We start from the raw sequence: 22358 nt of genomic DNA, 5'->3' as shown, positions 1-22358 counted from the left end.
GCGATTCCTCGGTTGCCGCCAGTCTCGCAAATGTCGGCGGGCGCCGCCAGAGCCGTCGGTCCGACATACCGCGTCAGGGCGAGCTTGTTGACTAATCCGGCTGGAAGGCGATGCTGACCGCGAACCGAACCATATGAGGGAAGACATGACCCGTTTTTGGAAAGCGTTCGCCATCGTTATCCTGTTCGCAGCGTCGACCACTTCTGCCGTGGCCGAGGAGCGTTGGCAGACCTTGCCGGAACCAGCGGCCATGCCCAAACCCGATCAGAGCGGATACGCGCCAGTGAACGGCATCCAGATGTACTACGCCGTTTTCGGCGTGGGCGATCCGGTGCTGCTCATCCATGGCGGCCTCGGCCACGGCGACATCTGGGCCAGCCAGGTGGCCACGCTTTCCAAGACGCACAAGGTGATCGTCGCCGACAGCCGTGGCCACGGCCGCTCCACCCGCACCGAGCAGCCCTATGGCTACGACTTGATGGCGTCGGACTATCTGGCGCTGCTCGACCACCTGAAGATCGACAAGACCGCGCTTGTCGGCTGGAGCGATGGCGGCATCATCGGTATCGACATCGCACTGCATCATCCGGAGCGGCTGACAAGGCTGTTCGCGCAAGCCGCCAACGTAACCGCCGACGGCCTTGATCCGGGCGTGATGACCAACAAGACCTTTGCCGCCTACATCGACCGCTCCGGCCGCGACTACAAGAAGATGTCGAAAACACCGGACCAGTATGACGCCTTCGTGGCGCAGATGAGCCACATGTGGGAGAGCGAGCCGGCGTGGAGCAAGGAACAGCTTGCCGAGATAACCACGCCGACGGCGATCGTTGCCGGCGACCACGATGAGGCGATCAAGCGCGAACACACCGACTATATCGCCTCCGCCATCCCAGGTGCGAAGCTGATCGTCCTGCCCAACGCCAGTCATTTCGCCATGCTGCAAGCGCCGGATGAATATAGCCAGGCTGTGCTGGACTTCATCGATGCCAAATAGAGGATTCTGTACGGCGACAGGGGGATTGCGATTGCGGCGAATGCGGTTATCCTTCTGACGAGGATCTTTCTGAACCGTCATTTCGGGGAGTTCGATGCGTCGATTGATGGTCGCTAGTGCCGGTTTCCTTGCCGTTCTGGCCGTGCCGGCTTTTGCAGCCGACCCAGCGGTCGACGTGCCGATGACCGCGCCCGGATTCGACTGGACGGGCTATTACGCTGGTCTGCAGGCCGGCTATGGCTGGGGCCAATCCGATGTATCGGTGACAGAAGGTGCGCCGTTTTCCATCGCGCCCGACATTGACGGCGGTTTTGTCGGCGGCCACGTCGCCGGCCTGTGGCAATTCGACCAGGCGGTGCTCGGCGCCGAGGCGGACCTCAACTATTCCTCGGTCGGCGGCACGACGGTATCGGCGCTGGGAAGCACATTCGGCACCGACATCAAGTGGTTCGGGTCGGTCAACGCCAAGGCGGGTTACGCCATGGACCGCCTGCTGGTCTACGGCATTGGCGGCGTCGCCTTTGCCGGCATCGAAACATCGCAAGTCGCGGGTCCGGCGTTCGACAGCACGCGCACGAATGTCGGCTGGACCGTGGGTGCCGGCGTCGACTACGCGCTGACCGACAAGTTCGTCGTCGGCGCGCAGTATCGCTACTATGATTTCGGCTCCGAGCACTACGAGGTGGCAGAACCCTTTAACGATCGCGATCAGAACGTGAAGCTGAATACGGTCGGGATCAATTTGAGCTACAAGTTCTGACCAGGCCCACAATCGCGACGCTGCCGGCCCAGGCGACCACTTGAGGGGCTCTCTTCATGGAAGGGTGGCCGACGCTCCCAGTGGGCGGGGGGAATGGGTTGGGCCTGAGAGGCGCCGGCCTTGGCGGATCAAATCCACCACAAGGCATCCTACCACTACCCGCCGCGCCGATAATTCCGTGATCGCGCCAGTATCATCAAGCCGCCCGGTCTGTTTGCACGTTCGGCGAACGCTCAACAACACGACTTGACGGCCTGTGTCTGGCGTCTGAAAAGGGCTGGCCTGCGGACGTGGCGGAATTGGTAGACGCAAGGGACTTAAAATCCCTCGATCTCTGATCGTACGGGTTCGATTCCCGTCGTCCGCACCACCCTTCGCTCTTCGAGCTTCGGTGGCGTGCCACCCTAAGTTCGTTAGATGAAGGAGTGTTCTCAGGTTCGTACTTCATCCGTTCAGGCGCACCAATTTCACTGGCTACAGCTTGTCGGCATCTCTACGCCTCGAACACTTTCTCAGTGAACCATTCCGCCAACCTGGCAAGCTCCGGTCCCAGCACGCGATCGGCGCCGACAGGCGGCACGATAGCTCTGATTTGATCGACGAAGGAACGCAGTGCCGGCGGCGGCGTCCGTTCGGTGACGTGCAGCGCCTGCGAGGCGATCATTGCCAGCATCGCCATGGCGGCATCGACGCAGCGGCCGGCGGTCGCTTCCTTGGTCCATGCGAAGAATGCCGTCGTGGCGACGTCGTCCTGCCCCGCGCCAGCCGATTCCGTGCCCGGAATGAAGGTGCGCTGTGCGGCCAGCTTGGCCTGCTCGAGATAGCCGGTGATCGCCATCGGCACATAGCCGACATTGCCATGGCCATCGCTATCGGCTGAGTGACGTCCGGTCATCAGCAGATCCGGCAGCAGCGACACCTTGCCGTTCAGAAGCTTCGAGGCGTGGCGGTCGCAGAGCAGGCAGATGTCGGCCCATATCGCCGCCAGATCGTCCAGCGCCGGCGTTGCCATCGCATTGTGATAGCCGCCGGTCGAGATGCAGCGGCCGAGCCGATCTGCATCGTCGGGCGGGATGTAGACGGGATTGTCCGATATCGAGGCCAGCGACACATTGGCCGCCCGCTCGGCCGTCGCCAGCGCACGATGCGCCTGGCCGAGGACGGCGGCACGATGCGGTAGCTGACCGGCGCCTGATAGTTGCGTCGCCCATCGCCGGCGCCAACCAGAAACTCCCGCAATCCCTGCAGGGCAGCCGTTTCATGCTCATCGCCCCAGAGCGTGTCGAGCGCCGCGTCATAGTGCTCGAGCGGCGCGCGAAACGCTTCGATCGACAGCGCGAAAACTTTTTGCGCCATGCGGATGCGGCGGCGCCCCGCGAGCGCTGCGTCGGCCACCAAAGCGGCGGCGCAGGGCGAGCCGTTGATGAGCGAGCCGCGTTCCTTGACCTCGAGGTCGAAGCGCGTCGAAAGTTCTGCAAACAAGGGATAGAGCGCCAGGATCTCACCGGCGCCGCCCTGGCCGGAGGCCGGCACGACAGGCATCGGCCCACCGTCGAGCATCGCGGCCACGGCAAGCGCGATGCGCGGCGTGGTGGCGGCGTTGCCCTCGATGAAGTTTGTCAGACGGGCAAGCACGATCGCCCTGACCACGCGATCCGGCAAGGGATCGCCGAACGAGGTGGCGGCGGCAAACGCCTTTATGCGCGCATGGCGATCACGCTCGTCAGGTTCGAGCTTTCGGCTTGCCAATTCCCCCATGGCGGTTGTGACGCCATAGATGACCGGTGGCGGATCGGATTCAATCAGCTTCAGAAACGAGACGCGGCATTCGGCGATGCGCTGCAAGGCCTTCTCGCTGATCTCCACCGTGTCCTTCTTCCAGGCGACGCGGAAGACAGTGTCGAGGTTGATGTCTTCACGCGTCGACAGGCTAACTGGCATGCTTCGCACCATCGGAAATAAGGGACTTAGTAGAGTGGTTCCTCGAACAGCGTCTTGTCGCCGTCGACCAGCGCCTTGATCTGCGCGGTGCCGTCGCCGGCAAGCGCAAGACGGATGCCGAATGGCCGCACCCGCATGTCGTTCTGGATCGCCATCCCCTCGCCTTCCGGCAGATAGAAGCGCTCGATGCCATAGTCCGGCGCGATGGTCGCCTCTTCGCCGCGAAGGTCCCAGCCTTCGGCGATGTGGCCTAGAATATCGGCCTCGTCGGCGGTTGCCATCGTTGGCGCCTTGCCGAACCAGGCGGCCGTCGGCTGCCAATAGCCGTCGGCGCCCTTCTTCAGGCGCACCACAATCGACGTATCGTCGCTTGAAAATTTGTCGGGCGGAATGTTGGCGATCATTTTCACCGGTATGCGTGAAATCTCGTAGCCCAGGATAATATAGTCGCCGCGCAGGAGGTCGCGCGGATCGACGGGTTCGATCTTCAGCAGCACTTCCTTGCCGTTGCGCAGGATCGCCGCCCGGCCGGCGATGATCCAGCTCAGGAAGCCTATCTGGACGAGCGCCAGCACCAGCGCCGAGATGACAAGCCTTTTCCCGGTGATCATGCCGTGGCTCCCTTGGCGTCTGGGCCCTTCATGCGTTTTTCCACGCGGATGATGACGATCGCGAGGATGCCGAGCAGCACCGCGGCGGCCAGGAAGAAACCGGCCGTATCGAGCATCGATTGCAGGGTCACGACATAGATGATGGCGAGTTCGAAGGCGAAGCCGAGATAGGCAAGCCAGCGTAGCCCACGGCTCTCCCGTCCTGCCAGCACGATCGCGGCGACAACACCGGCCAGCGCGATCGCCGAAGCGAGGGCAAAACCGCTGTTGTAGGTGCTCTCGTCGGCGAGTTCGAACTGGATCATTGCGAGGCCGGTGAGGAAGGCGAGCAGCGCGTGCAAGGGCAAGCGGCCGCCGAGTTGCACGACCCGGTCGACCGGGCCAGGCGCGAAGACCGAGGCCGCGAACAGCAGCGCCGAGGCGACGACCAGCGGGATCGCCACCTGCAGCGTGTCGTGGTTGGTGACCAGCAGCATGAGATAGAACAGCACCGACAGGATAATCAGGTGGCGCGCCGCCTGGCTGCGGGTCCAGAACGAGACGGCAAACAGCACGATCGCCATCACGACGAAGCCGTGCGGAAAATCGCTGCGGCTGTAATAGTCGAAGCCTTTGAGGACCAGCCAGGCATCGGCGATGCCGACCGAAGCCACCGTCAGCGGGTTCGATCGCAGCGCAACCGCCGCCAGCGCCGTGCCGGCTCCCCAGGTCACCAGAGCCGAGGCCTCGTCGCCCGAGAGATGATACATCTGGCCGATCAGCGCGATCGAGCCGCCGAAAGCCGCGGCCGCCACGATCCACAGCGCTTCCCCGATTGCCGCATGGTCGCGGGCCTTCAGCACCGCGCCGCCGACATAGCCGCCAAGGATGACGGCAAACAGCGCCGCCACGCGCGCCAGCCTCGGGATCGCGTCCCAATTGGCGGCGACGAAAATCAGGATGGCGGCGCCGAACAGCAAGGCGGCCATCATAGCCAGGATCGAGCCGAAGCTCAGCGACTTGCGCTCGTTGGCCTCGACATCGCGCGCCAGCGAATCGGCCGTCGCGGCGTCGATCATGCCGGCCTGCTGCCAGCGCGCGATATCCGCCCTGACCCGCGACGAATAGCTCGCCATGCTGCTTCTCCCCCCAAGTTTGGTCTTTTTTGCAGCCGATCCGGTCAAGCCGTTGACGCTTAGGCATTTTCCGATTCGGGTTTCTTTGTGTCAGGTCCGTGAACGAGCGTTAATGCTGCATTGCACAATTTGCATTGCTGCCATGCAGCCATAGCGCTTTTAAATCGATATGGGTCCGCCTATTTATAGTTCGTACACAAACGGAATGATCCGCAAGAAAGACGAAACGAGAACTACCATGAACCTGATCCGCAACTACCGCAACTGGCGCCGCTACAGGGACACCGTGTCCGAGCTGAGCCGCCTGAGCAACCGTGAACTGACCGACCTCGGCATCAGCCGCAGCGACATTCCTTACGTCGCTCGCAAGGCGGTCTAATTCTTCGGACCGCGAATGGTCCGAACCAGTTTTGAAAAAGAGAACGACAATGAACCTGATCCGCAACTATCGTAACTGGCGCGTTTATCGCGAGACGGTTACCGAGCTGGGTCGCCTTTCGAACCGCCAGCTGCATGATCTCGGTATCGTCCGCGACGAAATCAAGATCATCGCCCGCCAGGCGATCTAGACAGAATTTCGCCAGGGTCGACCTCCTCCCCGACCTTGACGAATACGGTCACCCCTTACCTCCTCCCAAGGGTTGACCACCAAAACGGCGCCCGCCGCACCTCCTCCCGCGGCGGGCGTTGTTTCCCGGCAAATCGAATTTTGCCCCAAAGGTTTCGCTCCTTTTCAAACAGCGAAAGAGTTTTCGTCAAAGCCGACCTCCTCCCCGGCGATGACGAATCGGCCCGACCTTCACCTCCTCCCGAGGGTTGGCCACAAAAACGGCGCCCGCCGCACCTCCTCCCGCGGCGGGCGCTGTTTCCCAGGGGCAAGACGAATTTTGCTCCAGAGGTTTCGCCCCTTCTAAAAATGGCGAAAGGAATTTCGTCAAAGCCGACCTCCTCCCCGGCGATGACGAATATGGCCGGCCTTCACCTCCTCCCGAAGGTCGACCCGAAAAACGACACCCGCCGGACCTCCTCCCCCGGCGGGTGTTGTTGTTTTCACGAGGCGCTCCCATCAGCAGCTGTTTGCCCCGCACCGCGCACGGCAATTGCAATCGCCGCACCAAGCGATTATTCCGGCGCTCATGAGCAAAAACCCAATCCACATCATCGGCGGCGGCCTCGCCGGTTCCGAAGCCGCCTGGCAGGCAGCGCAAGCCGGCGTGCCCGTCATCCTGCATGAAATGCGGCCCGTTCGTGGCACCGATGCGCACAAGACCGATAGCCTGGCCGAGCTCGTCTGTTCCAATTCCTTCCGCTCCGACGACGCCGACAACAACGCGGTCGGCCTGTTGCACGCCGAAATGCGGCTGGCCGGCTCGTTGATCATGAGCGCCGGCGACGCCAACCAGGTTCCGGCCGGCGGCGCGCTGGCCGTCGATCGCGACGGATTCGCCGATGCCGTGACGAAAAAACTCGAAGCACACCCGCTGATCACCATCCGGCGCGAGGAAGTGCCAGGTCTGCCGCCGACGGATTGGGACCAGGCGATCGTTGCCACGGGTCCGTTGACCGCCCCCGGGCTTGCCCAGTCGATCGCGGAAGCGACCGGCGCCGATGCGCTCGCCTTCTTCGACGCCATTGCGCCGATCATCCATTTCGACACGATCGACATGAATACCTGCTGGTTCCAGTCGCGCTACGACAAGGTCGGGCCAGGCGGCACCGGCAAGGACTACATCAATTGTCCGATGGACAAGGACCAGTACCTTGCCTTCGTGCAAGCGCTGGTCGACGGCCAGAAAACCGAATTCAAGCAATGGGAAGGCACGCCCTATTTCGACGGCTGCCTGCCGATCGAAGTCATGGCCGAGCGCGGTGTCGAGACGCTACGCTACGGGCCTATGAAGCCGATGGGGCTGACCAATGCCCACAATCCGACGGTAAAGGCCTATGCCGTCGTCCAGTTGCGGCAGGACAATGCGCTGGGCACGCTCTACAACATGGTCGGTTTCCAGACCAAGTTGAAGCATGCCGAGCAGGTGCGCATCTTCCGCACCATACCGGGTCTCGAAAACGCTGATTTCGCCCGTCTCGGCGGCCTGCACCGCAACACCTACATCAACTCGCCGACCTTGCTCGACGCTTCGCTGCAACTGAAGTCGCGGCCCGGCCTGCGTTTCGCCGGCCAGATCACCGGCTGCGAAGGCTATGTCGAAAGTGCGGCCATCGGCCTGCTCGCCGGCCGCTTCGCCGCAGCGGAGCGGCTCGGCCTTGCTCCGTCCCTGCCGCCGCTGACCACGGCCTTCGGCGCTCTGCTCAACCACATCACCGGCGGTCATATTGTCTCCGATGACGAGCCGGGAAAGCGCTCATTCCAGCCGATGAACGTCAATTTCGGCCTGTTCCCACCTGTCGAAGCTCCGAAGGCCGAGGGCAAACGCATGCGCGGCAAGGACAAGACCGTTGCCAAGCGGCACGCCATCACATCGCGTGCGCAGGCTGATTGCCGAGAATGGCTAGGGCTGCCGGCACAAGCGCAAGCCGCCGAGTAGTCCGTGGCCAAGCACTCCGAGCTGCACCAGCTTCTGCCGTCGGACCTGCCGCCGAGTGGCGAACCTTTCGCCGGCGACTACGAAATTTGCTGGAGCATCTATGTCAGATGCACCAACCTGCGGAAGCTGCGCGAAGTTCATATACCCGCTATCGAGGCGCTAATAGGTCAGCCTCACGGGGGCCAAGGTTGGCTGTACGAAAATGAAAATTACAATGAGAACCGTGATCGAAGCTTGAAGAGAATCATTGCCGTTCAGCCTGTCGAAGGTCCCTACAATGACCGGCTAATTCTGGATTTCATGAAAGCGATCTATTCGCTGTCATCCTTCTGGGCGATCCAAGCCCGTCTGGATCCCTCACATCCTCATGGCGTCTACCTCAGTGCACGATTCACGCAGGAGGCTCCCAGCTCGGAGGCGCCGGCTATTGTCGACGCGCTGGTTGAGTTCGAAGCCAATTTTACAGATTTGGGGGGCCATGAATTCGGCCGGCATTTCGGCACAACTCGGCGCATTAGCGCCACCATGCCGGATGGTTCGGAAGCCGGCCGGGCGAAACCCAGGCGCTAGGACCTCATCGTTGGCCGCACGGATGAAGCAGGATACAATCCCACTTGCTGTCCAATGGGAGCCGTTCCACGGAATTCGCCGAGAAACTTTCTGTCACAGTCACGCCAGCAATGGCCCGCCTTATCCGCCAAAAAGTCGAAGACGGCTCTTTCGGCTCGGCGAGCGAAGTCATCCGCGCGGCGCTCCGGGCCTTCCAGCGCGAGGAAGAGGAGCATGCCGAGCGCCTAGCCGCGATCCGGGCCAAGATAAAGGCTTCGATCGAAGATACGCGTCCCGCTATTCCGCTGGATCACGCCATCTCGCAAGTGAGGGAACGAATCGCGCAATTGGCGTACGACAGCGATGACGACGGACCCTCCTGACATAAGAAGTTCTACTCGGCGGGCTCGACACCCACGCTTGGCAATCCCGGCTTCCCCGCCTCAGCAGGATTTCGCCTGACATAGGCAGCCTTCAAACTCTCCGAAGTCTCGCGCGAGCCGTCATGGCTCCAGCCGGGAGGCTTGATCAGATAGTTCAGGCGATCGCTCAAGGTCAGACCGGGCGCAAAGGCATCCCTGAACATGCCGATCCATTCATGGAATGCCACCTTCAGCGGATTGAAGGTGCCGAGATTCCTGACGATGCCGTAGCGCGGCCGGTCTTCTTCCAGTTCCCCGACGAAGGTGCCGAACATGCGGTCCCAGATGATCAGCGTGCCGGCATAGTTGGCGTCGAGATAGCGCGGATTGGTGGCGTGGTGGACGCGGTGGTGTGAGGGCGTGTTGAAGACGAACTCGAACCAGCCCCACATCTTGCCGATGGTCTCGGTGTGGATCCAGAATTGCCAGACCAAATTGAAGCCGAAGGTGAAGGCAATGACCGCCGGGTGGAAGCCGAGCAGCACCAGCGGCGCCTGCAGCACGAACATGAAGGTGAACAGGCCCGTCCAGCTCTGCCGCAGCGCCGTCGACAGATTGTAGTGCTGGCTGGAATGGTGGTTGACGTGTTCGGCCCACACCCAGCGCACCCGGTGCGCGATGCGGTGATAGAAATAGTAGCGCAGATCATCGAGCAGGAAGGCCACCAGAAAGACCCAGATCGACAGGCCGAGATTGAAGACGCGGAACTGCCAGAGCCACAGCAACGCCCAGTAGGACACGACGCCAAGCAGCAGCCCGGCAACGACATTGCCGGTACCCATCATCAGGCTGGTCAATGTGTCGCGCGTTTCGAACGAACCCTTGGCACGGCCGGTGCGCACCAACCAAAGCTCGATCAGGATCGCGACAACGAAGAACGGGATGGCCAGTTGAGTGACCTGCGGAAAATTGTAGTCGTCCATCATGCCGCCTCTCCGCCGAAACTCTGCGGCTCAAGCGCCTTCAGCAAGCCTTGCGCATCCGTTGCGCTGGCAAAGCGGAAGCGGCCGCCCTTCCAAGTGAAATCGGCGAGCCGCAGCGAGACCGTATTCCCTTCTTCGGCGGTCAAAACCCCGACATCCCGGGGCGTGACGATGCGGGTCAAAAAGCAGTCGCCGATGCTGTGGACGATCCCGATGCGCCGTCGCCCGATATTCAAAAACGCTGTCCTGGCATCCGCTGTCAGGCGGACCGCCGCCACGATCTCGTCGGGAAAATCTTCGGCGAACCGGCTCTTCGCATGATCTGCGCCACTGAGCGTCGCCGTCTTGCTGCCGCCAGTGAAATGCACCGCGGCAACCGACAGCGCGATGCCAAGGGCGACGATCGCAACCAGCAAAGGCAAGCTCATTGAATGGGTATCTCCTCCGGCCGGCCTGTCGTCTATGGCGACAGTTTTGGCGCGGAGACTTCTTAGCACGGTTGACGTTTACGTCAAAGAGCAGGCCAACCCTTGCTCGCACGACGCAGCAGCAGCCAATGCCGGCGCAAGGCCGACAGCCGCGCCACGCCTTCGAGCGGCGAGCCATTCTCCATCTTGCCGAGATAGGCGCGTGACAGGGCAAGTGGCAGGAATGCCGGACGCAGCGAGACCGGCAGAGCCGGTGCGCCCCTCTCGAAGGCGGAAAGATGTTCCCGTGCCAGCGCCATCATCGCCGCCACCGCGCGTTTGGCGCCGGGTCCGCCGTCGCCGGTGACGAATTCTTCCGGCGACGATCCCGCTGCCGCCAGAATGTCGGCCGGGACAAAACATTGTCCGCGCTGGCGGTGCAGCGGCAACAGCAGCAGCAGGCCGGTCATCGCCTGTGCGCAGCCTGCCCTGCCCGCCAGTTCGGCAAAGCGCGGCGCCTCGCCGGGGTCGAGCACCATCGCCGCAAGCTGGATGAGTGCTGCGGCCGTCTCACCGCAATAGCCTTCCAGATCGGTGCGCGACGGCATCGGGTCGTCGTAGAGGTCGAAGATGCGCGCATCGAGCATGTTCTCGAAGGCCGGCTTCGGCAGGCCGAATGTCGCTATCGTAGCGTTCACGGCTTCGGCAGTGGGATGGCCGGCGCCGGCCTCGCCGCCGGCGGCAATGACATCGCGCCACCATTGCAGCCGCACCTCGCCCGGTAGCGCCTCATGGATGCGATCGCGAATACCTGATATCTCCGCGTTGAAGGCGTAGAGCGAAAACAGCGCGTAGCGCTTGCCGTCCGGCGCGTAGAGCGCGGTCAGATAGCGATCATGGTCGGCGGCACGCACCGCGTCCATGACGATTTCAGCGCTTCGAGGCATATCAATCGACGGCAATGAGCGCGGCGGCCACGGCGCGCTCTTCCGCCAGAAGGACATTGTAGGTCCGCACCGCGGCACCCGTCGACATCGGGTCGGATGCAATGCCGGCGGCCTTCAGCGCGGCCCGCAATGCAGCGGGCAACGGCCGAAGATCCCTGCCCATGCCGACCAGCAGGATCTCGATCTTGTCGGCCTCGGACAGCAGCCTGTCAAAATCCGCCACCGTCAGCGCCAAGGGGTCCACCGGCTCCCAGCCATGGATGCCGGATGGCAGACAGAGCAGCGAACCGCGATGCGACATGTCGGCAAAGCGGAATCCGCCATTGCCGTAGGCTTCGATCGGCGCGCGGCCCGGGAAATGCGCCTCGCGGATGACGATGCCTTTGCTGGTCACCGTTAAACCTCTTCGGGGGGGGCGCGTCAGGTCGCGACCGCCTTGCCGCCATTGACCGGCTTCTCCTCGTCGGCTGAAGCCTGCGGCCGCAGCTTGAACAGGATCAGCAGCGGTGCGGCGATGAAGATCGACGAATAGGTGCCGAAGATCACGCCGAACAGCATGGCCATGGTGAACGAGCGGATCACCTCGCCACCGAACAGAACCAGCGCCAGCAGCGCCAGGATCGTCGTCACCGAGGTCAGCGTCGTTCTCGACAGCGTCTCGTTGATGGCGTTGTTCAGGAGTTGCGGCAGCGGCATGCGCTTGTATTTTCGCAGATCCTCTCGGACACGGTCATAGACCACGATCGTATCGTTCAGCGAATAGCCGATGATCGTCAGGATCGCCGCCAGTGACGACTGGTTGAACTCCAGCCCGGAGATGACGAAGAAGCCGAGCGTCATGACCACATCGTGCACCGTCGCCACGATGGCGCCGACCGCGAACTGCCATTCGAAGCGGAACCAGACATAGATCAGGATACCGAGCAGCGCGATCAGCATGGCGATCGTGCCTTGCTTGGCGAGCTCGCCGGACACGGTCGGTCCCACCACTTCGACGCGGCGGAAATCGTAATTATCCTGCAGCTCGCCGCGCACCTTGTCGATGACGGTCTGCTCGGCATTTTCGCCACCATCCTGCGTGCCGACGCGGATCAGCACGTCGTTCGGCGTACCGAACTGCTGCACCTGGACTTCGCCGATGTTGAGTTCGGTCAGCCGCGCGCGGAGGTCGGCGAGATCGGCATTGCCGCTCTTGGCCTGCACTTCGATCAGCGAACCGCCCTTGAAATCGATGCCGTAGTTGATGCCGACGGTCATGAACAGCACCACCGACAGGACCGAAAGTGCGCTGGACAGCGTGAACGTCCAGCGACGGATGCCCATGAAGGGGATCTTGGTGCCGGGCGGAACGAAGGTCACCGGCGCCTTCGGCAATTCCTTCGGGCGAGCCCGGCGCAGCCAGATCGAGACCAGCAGACGGGTGAAGGTGAAGGCGGTGAAGACGGTCGTCAGGATGCCGATGGCATAGGTGATGGCAAAGCCCTTCACCGGACCGGTACCGAGATAGAACAGCACCACGGTGGCGATCAGGGAGGTGATGTTGGAATCGACGATGGTCGCCAGCGCCTTGGTGAAACCGGTATCGATCGCCTGGATGACCGAGCGGCCGGCGCGCCGCTCCTCGCGGATGCGCTCGTAGATCAGCACGTTGGAATCGACCGCCATGCCGATGGTCAGCACGATACCGGCGATACCAGGCAAGGTCAGCGTCGCGCCAAGCAGCGAGAGCACGCCGACGATCATCGCCACGTGCACCGCCAGCGCGATGTTGGCGAGGAAGCCGAGGAAGCCGTAGGCGACGAACATGAAGGCAACGACGAGGATAGAACCGATGATGCCGGCGACCTTGCCGGCATGGATCGAATCCTGGCCAAGGCCCGGACCCACTGTACGTTCTTCGATCACCGTCAACGTCGCCGGCAGTGCGCCGGCGCGCAGCAGCACGGCGAGATCGTTGGCGCTCTGGGCGGTGAAATTGCCGGAGATCTGGCCGGTGCCGCCGAGGATCGGCTCGCGGATCTGCGGCGCCGAAATCACCTGGTTGTCGAGGATGATGGCGAACAGCTTGCCGACATTTTGCGCCGTGGCCTGGCCGAAGCGCGCCGCCCCCTTCGAATCGAAGCGGAACGACACCACCGGCTCGTTGTTCTGCGAATTGTAGGTCGCCTGCGCATCGACGAGGTTTTCCCCCGAAACGATGACGCGGTTCTCGATCAGATAGGGGACGGGCGGATCGTCCTGCGAATACAGGACCGACGAACCGGCAGGCGGACGGCCATTGAGCGCGTCCTGCACCGGCATCGACTGGTCGACCATCTGGAAGGTCAGCTTGGCGGTCTGGCCGAGGATCTCCTTCAGCCTCTGCGGGTCCTGAAGGCCCGGCACCTGGACGAGGATACGATCATCGCCCTGCCGCTGCACGATGGGTTCGGTCGTGCCGAGTTCGTTGACGCGGCGTTCGACCACCTCGATCGACTGCGTCAGCGCGGTCGACGTGCGGTATTTGATGCCGGCATCGGTGACGTTGAACTTGAGCAGGCCGGGCTCGGAATCGTCGAGCGTCATTTCCTGCACGGAACCGCCGGTGAACAGGCCGGCGGCGACCGGATCGGTCAGCGTCTTCAGCGCCGTCTTGGCGGCATCGATCTGGGCGGGATCGGTAATGCGAACCTGCAGGGTCCGCCCCGTGCCGGCAAGGCCGGTATAGCCGATCTTGGCGTCGCGCAGCAGCGTGCGGATTTCGTCGCGCGTCGTCTCCAGCCGGTCCTTGATCAGATCGTTCTGGTTCATTTCCAGCAAGATGTGCGAACCACCCTGCAGGTCGAGGCCGAGCGTCATCTGCCGCTTCGGCACCCAGTTGGGCAGTTGCGCCAGCGTGCTGGCGGAGAACAGGTTGGGCGCGGCGAGGATCACCGTGATGGCCACGGCCACCCAGATCAGGATCATCTTGAAGCGCGAGAAATACAACATATGGCGTCGTCCGTCAGAGCGTGTCCGCGGATCGCTCCGCCTAAAATTGGATTATTTCTTGGCGTTCTGGTTGGCCACCGGCTCGCCCTTGACGCGCACATCGGCGATCGCCGAGCGCAGCGCCGTCACCTTCAAGCCATTACCAAGGTCGACCTCGAGCTCGTTGTCGTCGATCACCTTGGTCACCTTGCCGACGAAGCCGCCGCCGGTGACGACCGTGTCGCCGCGACGGACCGCGGCCAGCATCTCGCCACGCTTCTTCAGCTGCGTGCGCTGCGGCCGGATGATCAGAAAATACATGATCACGAAAATCAGGACAAACGGCAAAATGCTGATGAACATGTCGGGAGAAGCGCCGACGCCTTGGGCGTATGCCGGTGTCACGAACATCGAGGTACTCCTGAATTTTGAAAACAGCCGCCAATCTGGCGGCCCCTTGAAATTTGGCCGGAATATAGTCGGTAAAGTTGTCAATGCAACTGCGCGGCCGGCCAAATCGGCTGCTTTTCCGGCCTGTTGAGCCGTGTTAGAGCAGGATCGCAAAAAGCGCGAGCCGGTTTCCGCAAAAAATTATGCTCGAACAAAAGGTTGCAACCGGTTTTGTATCAGGCGGAATCGGGCAGCTTCACGCCCCAAGACATCAAAAACGCGAAAACAAAAGACAGACATGACCGACAGCAGCATTGAGGCCCTGAACCAGAAACTCGACCGGCTGATCGAAGCAGTGAGCCGCCTTGCCCCGCCGCCGGTGCCTCAAACCGACCTCCGCGAGGCCGATTGCTTCGTTTGGCAGGCCGATCCGGGCTATCTGGAACCGGTGCACAGGGTTAACCGCGTCGACATCGGACTGATCCGTGGCGTCGACCGTGTCCGCGACATCCTTGTCGACAACACCGAACGCTTCGCCGCCGGTTACCCGGCCAACAATGTGTTGTTGTGGGGCGCGCGCGGCATGGGCAAATCGTCGCTGGTCAAGGCCGTGCATGCGGAGATCAACGCCAAGGCCAGGTCCGACCTGCCGTTGAAGCTGATCGAGATCCACCGCGAGGACATCGACACGCTGCCGAAGCTGATGGGTCTGCTGAAGGCGGCGCCCTTCCGCTTCATCCTGTTTTGCGACGACCTCTCCTTCGACCATGACGACACCTCCTACAAATCGCTCAAGGCAGCGCTCGAAGGCGGCGTCGAGGGCCGTCCAGCCAATGTCATCTTCTACGCCACCTCGAACCGCCGCCATCTGTTGCCCCGCGACATGATCGACAATGAACGCTCGACCGCCATCAACCCGTCCGAAGCGGTCGAGGAAAAGGTGTCGCTGTCCGACCGCTTCGGGCTGTGGCTCGGTTTCCACAAATGTTCACAGGACGAGTATCTCGACATGATCGACGGCTATGTCCGCCATCACGGGCTGACAATCGATCCCGACACGCTGCGCGCCGAAGCACTGGAATGGGCGACCACCCGCGGCAGCCGCTCGGGCCGCGTCGCCTGGCAGTTCACCCAGGATTTGGCTGGCCGGCTCGGCAAACCGCTGAAGGACTAATGCGTTGGATAGCGTCGCCAACGCCATCCGATGACAAGATCATTTGGGCGGCTGCGACCGCCGCAAATCACGCGGCGTTTGGCCGATCTCACGCCGCATCCAATGCGCCAGATGTGACTGGTGCGCGAAGCCCGTCAATTCCGCCACTTCGCTTGTGCTGAGATCGCCTTGCTGCAGCAGGACGCGTGCGCGTTCGACGCGACGCCGTAGCACGTAGCGGTGCAGGGTGAAGCCCGTCGCCGCCTTGAACCATGTCCGCAAGTGCGAACTGCTGGCGCCGGCAACCCGGCTCAGTCGATGGATCGACAGGGGTTCGTGCAGCGCAACCTCGATATGCTCCAGCACGCGCTTGAGCTGAGTATCCGACAATCGGCTCGCGCGATCGATATCAGGTTCACCGAGGCCAAGCAGCCTCACAGCGAGCGCGGCGCCGATGCTGTCGACAAACAACGACCCGCCTGGCGCCTTCGCATTGAGATCGCTCTCCAGTGCTCGTGCGAGATGCTCGATGCGCTGGTCACGAAGCAGGTGACGTGTGCCGAGCGGCAATGCGCGCGCCTTGCCGCCAAGTTCGGCTGCCACCCTTTCCATCAAGGCCGGTTGTAACGCGATCTCGATCGTGTCGAACGGGGTCTCAGCCTCGAACCCACCCTCCTGACCGGCGGGCACCAGGTCGATGTCGCCGGCGCGCCTGACGAAATACCGTCCAACCTCATGGCAGTAGGAGCGCGTCGCGGCACTTGCATGCACCATGATGCGATGGTGTGGCGCCCGGAGCAGACGATGGACCCCGGCTTCGACATGCCGGGAGGCCAATGTTACGTCGGACGGGGATCGGGCCGGGGCGACTTGCGAGAGCATGCTTTCTCGATTCATGGCAAAACCTGTTCAAGACTTGGCAATTCCCGCGCGATTTTCAATGCCGTGGCTATGTACCTACGCCTCTCCATAAAACTTGGATGAGAGGTTATGCCATGAGTTTCTATGTTGTTGTGGGAGCAGGCCCGGTTGGTCGCGAGACCGCGCGGCTTCTGAGCGAAGAAGGCCATGATGTTGTCTTGACGAGCCGGAGTGTCGGTTCGAACGCGCTGCAAAACGTCCGGACCGTGCAGTCCGACGCCACCAATGCCGCGGAACTGGCGCGTATCAGCCGAAACGCCGACGCGATCTTCATGTGCGCCATGGCCGCCTATCACCGCTGGCCGACCGACTTTTTCCCAATCATCGACGGCACCGTGCGGGCTGCCGAAGCGGTCGGAGCGAAGCTTGTGGTGCTCGGAAACCTCTATGGCTATGGCAAAGATGCCGAAAGCCCGCTTCACTCCGACCTGTCTCTGGATCCGACTTCGAAGAAAGGAACCGCGCGGACGATCATGTGGCAGCGGGCGGTCCGTGCGGACGTGCCGGCCGTCGAAGTGCGGTCCAGCGATTATCTTGGACATGGCGCGATCAGCTCTTTCTCACTGGTCGCGCTGCCCTCCATAATCGAAGGGAAACCGACGGCTTTCATCGGAAACCTCGACGCAACTCACGCCTGGTCCTTCACGAAGGACGTGGCCAGGACACTGGTCGCTGCCTCGCGCTACGCGGGCGAATGGGGACGGGCGTTCCATGTTCCATCGCAACACGCCCCACCCCGGGAACTCATCCGAGCGACCGCGGCAATGCTTCACCGTGAAATTCCAGGAACACGCTCCTATTCCATCTCCGAAATGGAAGCATTGGGCATGCATGAGCTTATCGAGATGAGCTATCTCTTCGACAAACCCTTGCTGGTCGATTCCTCCGACGCGGAGACGCTTCTCGGCGTCAAGGCCAGCAGCCTTGGCGTCATGATCGCCGACACTCTGCGCGACCATCTTTGAAGCTTGAAGACTGGCGCGTCGCACCGGAACTGAAAAAGCCCGCTCCTTTCGGAACGGGCTGAGCCGGCGGGCCGGACTGGAGGTCAGACGGCCCGCAAATTGCTTTTTTTCTTCTATTCGAAACAGCCCCGACTATTCGAGATAACCGGAGGGATCGACTGGCGCCGAATTCTTGCGCACTTCGAAGTGCAGCTTCGGCGAGTCCGTCGTGCCGCTCATGCCCGACAGCGCGATCTCCTGGCCGCGCTTGACCTTCTGGCCGCGCTGCACCTCGATCGAACTGGCATGGCCGTAGACGGTGACCAGGCCGTTCTCGTGGCGCACCAGCACCGTGTTGCCGAATTCCTTGAGGCCGTCGCCGGCATAGATGACGACACCGTTCTCGGCCGCCTTGACCGGCGTGCCCGTCGGCACGGCGATATCGACGCCGTCCTTGCCCGAGCCGAAACCGGAAATCACGCGGCCGCGCACCGGCCAGCGCATCTTGCCGATGCCGGTGGCATCAGGCGCGACGGCATCGTCGGCCTCGGCCTGCTGGATGACCTTCGAATCCTTTTTCGGCGGCGTGTAGGACGCCAGCGTTTCAGACGGCGTGGTCTTTGCCGCGGGCTGCGTGGTGGCCGTCGTCACCGGATCGACCTTGGCCGGCTTGGCAGCGGCGACGGTCGCGGTTCCGCCGGCCGGCACCTTCAGGGTCTGGCCGATCTTGAGCAGTCCGTCCTTCATCCCGTTGGCCTGCTTTAGAGCAACGACGCCGACGCCGGTCTTCCTGGCAATCGAAGACATCGTGTCGCCCGACTGGACCGTGTAGGTCCCGGCAGCGCCGGTCGTCTTGGCAACCTGCGGCTTGGGCTCCTTTGGCTGGTTTGCTGCGGCCGACGCGTCGACCTGAGCGGCGGGCTTGCCTTCCTTAGGCTTCGGCTGCTGCGGCAGAACGGCGACCTTGTCCGGCGCAGTGGCCGGCAGGTTGTGCTTGCCGTCTTTCGCCGGCTTGGCATCCGCGACCTTCGCCTCGCTCTTGCTGGAATAGGCATAGGCCGGGATGACCAGCTTCTGGCCGGTCTTCAGCCCCTTGGTCGCGCTCAGCCCGTTGACCTTCATGATCACGTCGGACGGCACCTTGTAGCGCTGCGCCAGGCCGCCGATCGTTTCGCCGTCCCTGACGACGATCTCGGTTGCATGCGGAGTGCCGGAAGCAGCCACGCGGGGTTCGTCAGGTTGCGAAACCTTGAAAGGCGACGCCGCCGGAGCGACGGTGCCGGTCGTGGTCCTGTCGACATGCGGTGCCGGGGCCAATGCGGTGCGCACCGGCTTCGATGCCGGCGCCTGCTGCGCTTGGGCAACGGGCGGCGGCAGCGGCCGCGTCGAGACCGGCTCGAGGCTGGAGCGGCTGACCGATTGTGTATGGCTGCCATCGATCGGAGCGGCGGCGACATCGCCCGGATAGGGCTGCTGTACGGCATCCTGCTTGTTGATGATGGCGCGCTGATTGTTGGTCGAGGATGTAAAGACGTCGTCGACGCCATTGAACCGCGAAACCTGGGAACTGCACCCCGCAGCAGCACCCGCGACCATCAGAATGGCGCAGCCTCGCGCCAGATTGCGACCGTTTGTCTTCAAAACACTGAGTTGCATCGCACTAACCCGCACATACCCGGTACAAACTAGGCATGATTAAAGCGCGTTAATGTTACTCGACGGTTAACCTCATGGAATCCGACGCAATTTTTCTTAAAATATTAGACAGCGAGCCGTGCGGAGATTTCGGGTCAGGCCAGCCGGGGTCGAAGACGGGCGCACGACGCGGCCGAACATCGACATCCGCGCTAGATAACAGCGGCGACACCGCGCAGGATCGGCTGCAGGCGAACGAGCCCGATGTCTTCGCGCTCGAAGCGGCTGCCGACCTTGGTCAGCTTGGCCAGCACCTGTTCGCCCTCTTCGGGGCCGATCGGAGCGATGACGATACCGCCGCTCGACAACTGGTCGAGCAGGAAACGCGGCAGGCTGTCGAAGGCGGCCCAGGCGACGATGCGGTCAAATGGCCCTTCATTCGGCAGCCCGCCGGAACCATCGGCGTGGCGCACGATCACATTGCCGATGCCGAGCGCCTCGAAGCGCTGCCGCGCCTGCTCGGCGAGCGTCTTGTAGCGATCGGTGGTGATGACCCGAGCGGCCAGCCGCGACATCACCGCCGAGGTGTAGCCCGAGCCGGTGCCGATCTCGAGCACGCGGTTGCCCTGCTCGATGGTGAGTGCGGCGATCACCGCCGCCTGCATGTCGGCGCCTTCGATCGCCTCGCCGCATTCGATCGGCAGCATGCGGTCCGACCAGGCGATCTGATGGAACTGGGCCGCCAGGAAGCCGCGCCGCGGCGTCGCCTCGAAGGCCGCGATCAGCGCCTTCGGCACAGTCCCCCGGCCGCGCAGACGCAGCAGAAAGGCGGCAAAACCTTCGCGGTCGTCGATCGGGAGGCCCTGGTTCATGCGAGCGCCTTGCTCAGTTGGTCACGGATTTCATGGGCGGTAAGGTCGAGCTGCAGCGGCGTCACCGACACCAGCCGGTTGCGCAAGGCGTAGAGGTCGGTGCCTTGCTTGCCTTCGACCGGCTCGCGGCCGAAACGCAGCCAGTAGTAAGGCAGGCCGCGCCCGTCACGGCGCTCGTCGACCCACAGGGAGTGCACGAGCTTGCCCTGCGAGGTGACCACCGTGCCTGCGACTTCCTCGGGCGTGCAGTTGGGAAAATTGACGTTGAGCAGCACGCCGTCCGGCAATGGCGTCGCGACAAGTTTCTTCAGCAGCGCCGGCGCCAGCGCCTCCGTCGTCTCGTAGGGCACGACGCGATCTTCGCCGACATAGCTATAGCCCTGGCTGAGCGCGATCGAGCGAATGCCGAGCAGCGCGCCCTCCATGGCGCCTGCAACGGTGCCGGAATAGGTGACATCGTCGGCGATGTTGGCGCCCGAATTGATGCCGGACAGGATCAGGTCGGGTGCGCCAGGCAGGATCTTCTTGACGCCCATGATGACGCAATCGGTCGGCGTGCCGCGCACGGCAAAATGCTTCTCGCCAATCTTGCGCAGCCGCAGCGGCTCCGAGATCGACAGCGAATGCGCATAGCCGGACTGGTCCTGCTCGGGCGCCACCACCCAGACATCGTCGGACAGCGTACGTGCGACGCGTTCGAGCGACGCCAGGCCCTCGGCATGAATGCCGTCGTCATTGGTCAGGAGGATACGCATTATTTCGCTTCGATCTTTTCCAGACCGCCCATGTAAGGCCGCAGCACTTCAGGAATGGTTACGCTGCCATCCTCGTTCTGGTAGTTTTCGATGACGGCGATGAGCGCGCGGCCAACGGCTGTGCCCGAGCCGTTGAGCGTGTGGACGAAGCGGTTGCCCTTGCCGTCCTTGTTCTTGTAGCGGGCGTCCATGCGGCGTGCCTGGAAATCGCCGCACACCGAGCAGGACGAGATTTCGCGATAGGCGTTCTGGCCGGGCAGCCAGACCTCGATGTCATAGGTCTTGCGTGCGCCAAAACCCATGTCGCCGGTGCACAGCGTCATGGTGCGGAACGGCAGGCCGAGCCGTTTCAGCACTTCCTCGGCGCATTGCGTCATCCGCTCATGCTCGGCAAGTGACGATTCCTGATCGGTGATCGACACCAGCTCGACCTTGTAGAACTGATGCTGGCGCAGCATGCCGCGCGTGTCGCGCCCGGCCGAGCCCGCTTCCGAACGGAAGCACGGTGTCAGCGCGGTGTAGCGCAGCGGCAGTTTTTCATGCGCGGTGATTTCCTCACGCACAAGGTTGGTGAGTGGGACCTCGGCGGTGGGAATCAGGCCAAGCCTGCCCTCCCCGTGCGGCGTGAAGAACAGATCTTCCTCGAACTTCGGCAATTGGTTGGTGCCGAACAAAACATCGTCCTTGACCATCAACGGCGGGATCACTTCTTCGTAGCCGTGTTCGGTCGTATGCAGGTCCAGCATGAACTGGCCGAGCGCGCGTTCCATCCGCGCCAGTCCGTTTTTCAGCACCGTAAAGCGCGAGCCCGACAGCTTTGCCGCGCGCTCGAAATCCATCATGCCGAGCGCTTCGCCGATCTCGAAGTGCTCCTTCACCCAGTTCGGCCGCGTCGGTACCTTGCCGACGATGTGCTTGACGACATTGTCGTGCTCGTCCTTGCCGACAGGCACGTCGTCCAACGGTACGTTGGGCAGCACCGCCAGCGCGTCGTTCAGCGCCTTGTCGAGCTCGCGTCCGCGCGCCTCGCCGTTCTGGATGAAGACCTTGATCTCGCCGACTTCGGCTTTCAGCGTCTCGGCCAAGGCGGCATCGCCCGAACGCATGGCGTTACCGATCTCCTTCGACGCGGCATTGCGGCGCTCCTGCTTGGTCTGTAGCTCGGTAACGTGTTCGCGCCGCGCCTCGTCCGAGGCGATCAGCCCGCCGACCGTGGACTGCGCCTCGTCAGCCGACCACGAGCGCTTCACCAGCGCCTCGACAAGGGCCTTCGGGTTGTCGCGAATCCATTTGATGTCAAGCATGGTTTGAACGCTCCGGGGTAGCATGTCGCCCAAAGTGCGCAGCGGTTTGGGACAACGACATGCTTCAAACAAAACTGAAACGCATCGCTTTCAGTGCGATGCGTTTCAGCCAGAGGGGGTAAACCGCATCCTCGATCGATGCAAGATGGGGCATGGGGAACGCAAGCATGCGATCACGCTTTGACGCGCTTTCGGCTGAAGGCGGAGGAGAGCCTGA

At 62.7% G+C, this 22358-nt stretch carries 22 protein-coding genes, 1 tRNA gene and 1 pseudogene; 10 read left to right on the top strand and 14 right to left on the bottom strand.

Annotation, left to right across the window (positions count from 1 at the left end; all coding sequences use genetic code 11):
• Window positions 1-145: 145 nt before the first annotated feature.
• From P3C39_RS06045 to P3C39_RS06035, 3 genes are all read left to right on the top strand, one after another.
• A complete protein-coding gene (locus tag P3C39_RS06045; RefSeq protein ID WP_275952934.1) occupies window positions 146-997 on the top strand; it encodes an alpha/beta fold hydrolase in 852 nt (283 codons plus the stop codon).
• Window positions 998-1091: 94 nt separating this feature from the next.
• Complete coding sequence (locus P3C39_RS06040; protein ID WP_027160415.1) at window positions 1092-1757, top strand: outer membrane protein; 666 nt, start codon at window positions 1092-1094, stop codon at window positions 1755-1757.
• Window positions 1758-2041: 284 nt separating this feature from the next.
• Window positions 2042-2127 (top strand) — tRNA-Leu (locus P3C39_RS06035).
• A 123-nt stretch (window positions 2128-2250) separates the two neighbouring features.
• Here the strand turns inward: P3C39_RS06035 and P3C39_RS06030 are convergent.
• From P3C39_RS06030 to P3C39_RS06020, 3 genes and pseudogenes are all read right to left on the bottom strand, one after another.
• Window positions 2251-3698 (bottom strand): annotated as a pseudogene (locus P3C39_RS06030) (aromatic amino acid lyase).
• A 26-nt stretch (window positions 3699-3724) separates the two neighbouring features.
• A complete protein-coding gene (locus P3C39_RS06025; protein WP_063168109.1) occupies window positions 3725-4309 on the bottom strand; it encodes a GDYXXLXY domain-containing protein in 585 nt (194 codons plus the stop codon).
• The gene (locus P3C39_RS06020; RefSeq protein ID WP_063168110.1) at window positions 4306-5424 is read right to left on the bottom strand and encodes a DUF2157 domain-containing protein; all 1119 of its coding nucleotides are present in this window, start codon (window positions 5422-5424) and stop codon (window positions 4306-4308) included. Before P3C39_RS06020 ends, P3C39_RS06025 begins: the two co-directional genes overlap by 4 nt.
• Before the next feature lie 238 nt (window positions 5425-5662).
• On the opposite strand from P3C39_RS06020, the gene P3C39_RS06015 reads away from it, so the two are divergent.
• The 5 genes from P3C39_RS06015 (at window position 5663) to P3C39_RS05995 (ending at window position 8902) form a co-directional block, all read left to right on the top strand.
• A complete protein-coding gene (locus tag P3C39_RS06015) occupies window positions 5663-5803 on the top strand; it encodes a DUF1127 domain-containing protein (RefSeq protein WP_013531315.1) in 141 nt (46 codons plus the stop codon).
• A 49-nt stretch (window positions 5804-5852) separates the two neighbouring features.
• Entirely contained in the window at window positions 5853-5993 is a 141-nt protein-coding gene (locus P3C39_RS06010; protein ID WP_013531314.1) for a DUF1127 domain-containing protein, read from the top strand.
• A gap of 567 nt (window positions 5994-6560) precedes the next feature.
• The gene (gene trmFO, locus P3C39_RS06005; protein ID WP_063168111.1) at window positions 6561-7970 is read left to right on the top strand and encodes a methylenetetrahydrofolate--tRNA-(uracil(54)-C(5))-methyltransferase (FADH(2)-oxidizing) TrmFO; all 1410 of its coding nucleotides are present in this window, start codon (window positions 6561-6563) and stop codon (window positions 7968-7970) included.
• A 3-nt stretch (window positions 7971-7973) separates the two neighbouring features.
• Window positions 7974-8540 carry a hypothetical protein gene (locus P3C39_RS06000; protein ID WP_013531312.1) on the top strand — a complete coding sequence of 189 codons (567 nt, stop codon included), beginning with the start codon at window positions 7974-7976 and terminating at the stop codon, window positions 8538-8540.
• A gap of 44 nt (window positions 8541-8584) precedes the next feature.
• Window positions 8585-8902 carry a type II toxin-antitoxin system ParD family antitoxin gene (locus P3C39_RS05995; RefSeq protein ID WP_082827420.1) on the top strand — a complete coding sequence of 106 codons (318 nt, stop codon included), beginning with the start codon at window positions 8585-8587 and terminating at the stop codon, window positions 8900-8902.
• Between the two features lie 11 nt (window positions 8903-8913).
• Here P3C39_RS05995 and P3C39_RS05990 read toward each other — a convergent pair whose 3' ends face one another.
• From P3C39_RS05990 to yajC, 6 genes are all read right to left on the bottom strand, one after another.
• Complete coding sequence (locus tag P3C39_RS05990; protein ID WP_174564975.1) at window positions 8914-9864, bottom strand: sterol desaturase family protein; 951 nt, start codon at window positions 9862-9864, stop codon at window positions 8914-8916.
• Window positions 9864-10292: a hypothetical protein gene (locus tag P3C39_RS05985; RefSeq protein WP_275952930.1), complete on the bottom strand. Its 429-nt coding sequence runs from the start codon at window positions 10290-10292 to the stop codon at window positions 9864-9866. Before P3C39_RS05985 ends, P3C39_RS05990 begins: the two co-directional genes overlap by 1 nt.
• Before the next feature lie 83 nt (window positions 10293-10375).
• Entirely contained in the window at window positions 10376-11218 is an 843-nt protein-coding gene (locus tag P3C39_RS05980; RefSeq protein WP_275952929.1) for a phytoene/squalene synthase family protein, read from the bottom strand.
• A 1-nt stretch (window position 11219) separates the two neighbouring features.
• On the bottom strand, window positions 11220-11612 hold the full coding sequence (locus P3C39_RS05975; protein WP_027160422.1) for an Mth938-like domain-containing protein: 393 nt from the start codon (window positions 11610-11612) through the stop codon (window positions 11220-11222).
• 26 nt (window positions 11613-11638) lie between these two features.
• Entirely contained in the window at window positions 11639-14188 is a 2550-nt protein-coding gene (secDF, locus tag P3C39_RS05970) for a protein translocase subunit SecDF (protein ID WP_275952926.1), read from the bottom strand.
• Between the two features lie 51 nt (window positions 14189-14239).
• Window positions 14240-14578, bottom strand: a complete 339-nt coding sequence (gene yajC, locus P3C39_RS05965; protein ID WP_275952924.1) for a preprotein translocase subunit YajC — start codon at window positions 14576-14578, stop codon at window positions 14240-14242.
• A gap of 277 nt (window positions 14579-14855) precedes the next feature.
• Between yajC and P3C39_RS05960 the strand changes: the two genes are divergently transcribed.
• On the top strand, window positions 14856-15731 hold the full coding sequence (locus P3C39_RS05960; RefSeq protein WP_024503854.1) for an ATP-binding protein: 876 nt from the start codon (window positions 14856-14858) through the stop codon (window positions 15729-15731).
• A gap of 39 nt (window positions 15732-15770) precedes the next feature.
• Here P3C39_RS05960 and P3C39_RS05955 read toward each other — a convergent pair whose 3' ends face one another.
• Window positions 15771-16592: an AraC family transcriptional regulator gene (locus P3C39_RS05955; protein WP_275952923.1), complete on the bottom strand. Its 822-nt coding sequence runs from the start codon at window positions 16590-16592 to the stop codon at window positions 15771-15773.
• A 113-nt stretch (window positions 16593-16705) separates the two neighbouring features.
• On the opposite strand from P3C39_RS05955, the gene P3C39_RS05950 reads away from it, so the two are divergent.
• Window positions 16706-17596 (top strand): NAD-dependent epimerase/dehydratase family protein, encoded by an 891-nt coding sequence (locus P3C39_RS05950; RefSeq protein ID WP_275953164.1) that lies wholly within the window; start codon window positions 16706-16708, stop codon window positions 17594-17596.
• A 132-nt stretch (window positions 17597-17728) separates the two neighbouring features.
• Here the strand turns inward: P3C39_RS05950 and P3C39_RS05945 are convergent, their stop codons facing one another.
• The 4 genes from P3C39_RS05945 to serS all read right to left on the bottom strand — a co-directional run bounded on the left by P3C39_RS05945 (window position 17729) and on the right by serS (window position 22141).
• On the bottom strand, window positions 17729-19231 hold the full coding sequence (locus P3C39_RS05945; RefSeq protein WP_024503851.1) for a peptidoglycan DD-metalloendopeptidase family protein: 1503 nt from the start codon (window positions 19229-19231) through the stop codon (window positions 17729-17731).
• 191 nt (window positions 19232-19422) lie between these two features.
• Window positions 19423-20082, bottom strand: coding sequence for a protein-L-isoaspartate(D-aspartate) O-methyltransferase (locus P3C39_RS05940; protein ID WP_013531300.1), 660 nt, complete (start codon window positions 20080-20082; stop codon window positions 19423-19425).
• Window positions 20079-20837 carry a 5'/3'-nucleotidase SurE gene (gene surE / locus P3C39_RS05935; RefSeq protein WP_024503850.1) on the bottom strand — a complete coding sequence of 253 codons (759 nt, stop codon included), beginning with the start codon at window positions 20835-20837 and terminating at the stop codon, window positions 20079-20081. The genes P3C39_RS05940 and surE overlap by 4 nt, the downstream gene beginning before the upstream one ends.
• Window positions 20837-22141, bottom strand: a complete 1305-nt coding sequence (gene serS, locus P3C39_RS05930) for a serine--tRNA ligase (protein WP_275952919.1) — start codon at window positions 22139-22141, stop codon at window positions 20837-20839. Before serS ends, surE begins: the two co-directional genes overlap by 1 nt.
• Window positions 22142-22358: the final 217 nt, after the last annotated feature.

Origin of the sequence: Mesorhizobium sp. XAP4, from assembly GCF_029269325.1 — a bacterium.
Lineage (GTDB): Bacteria > Pseudomonadota > Alphaproteobacteria > Rhizobiales > Rhizobiaceae > Mesorhizobium > Mesorhizobium ciceri.
This window is presented reverse-complemented; position numbering and strand designations above follow the sequence as displayed.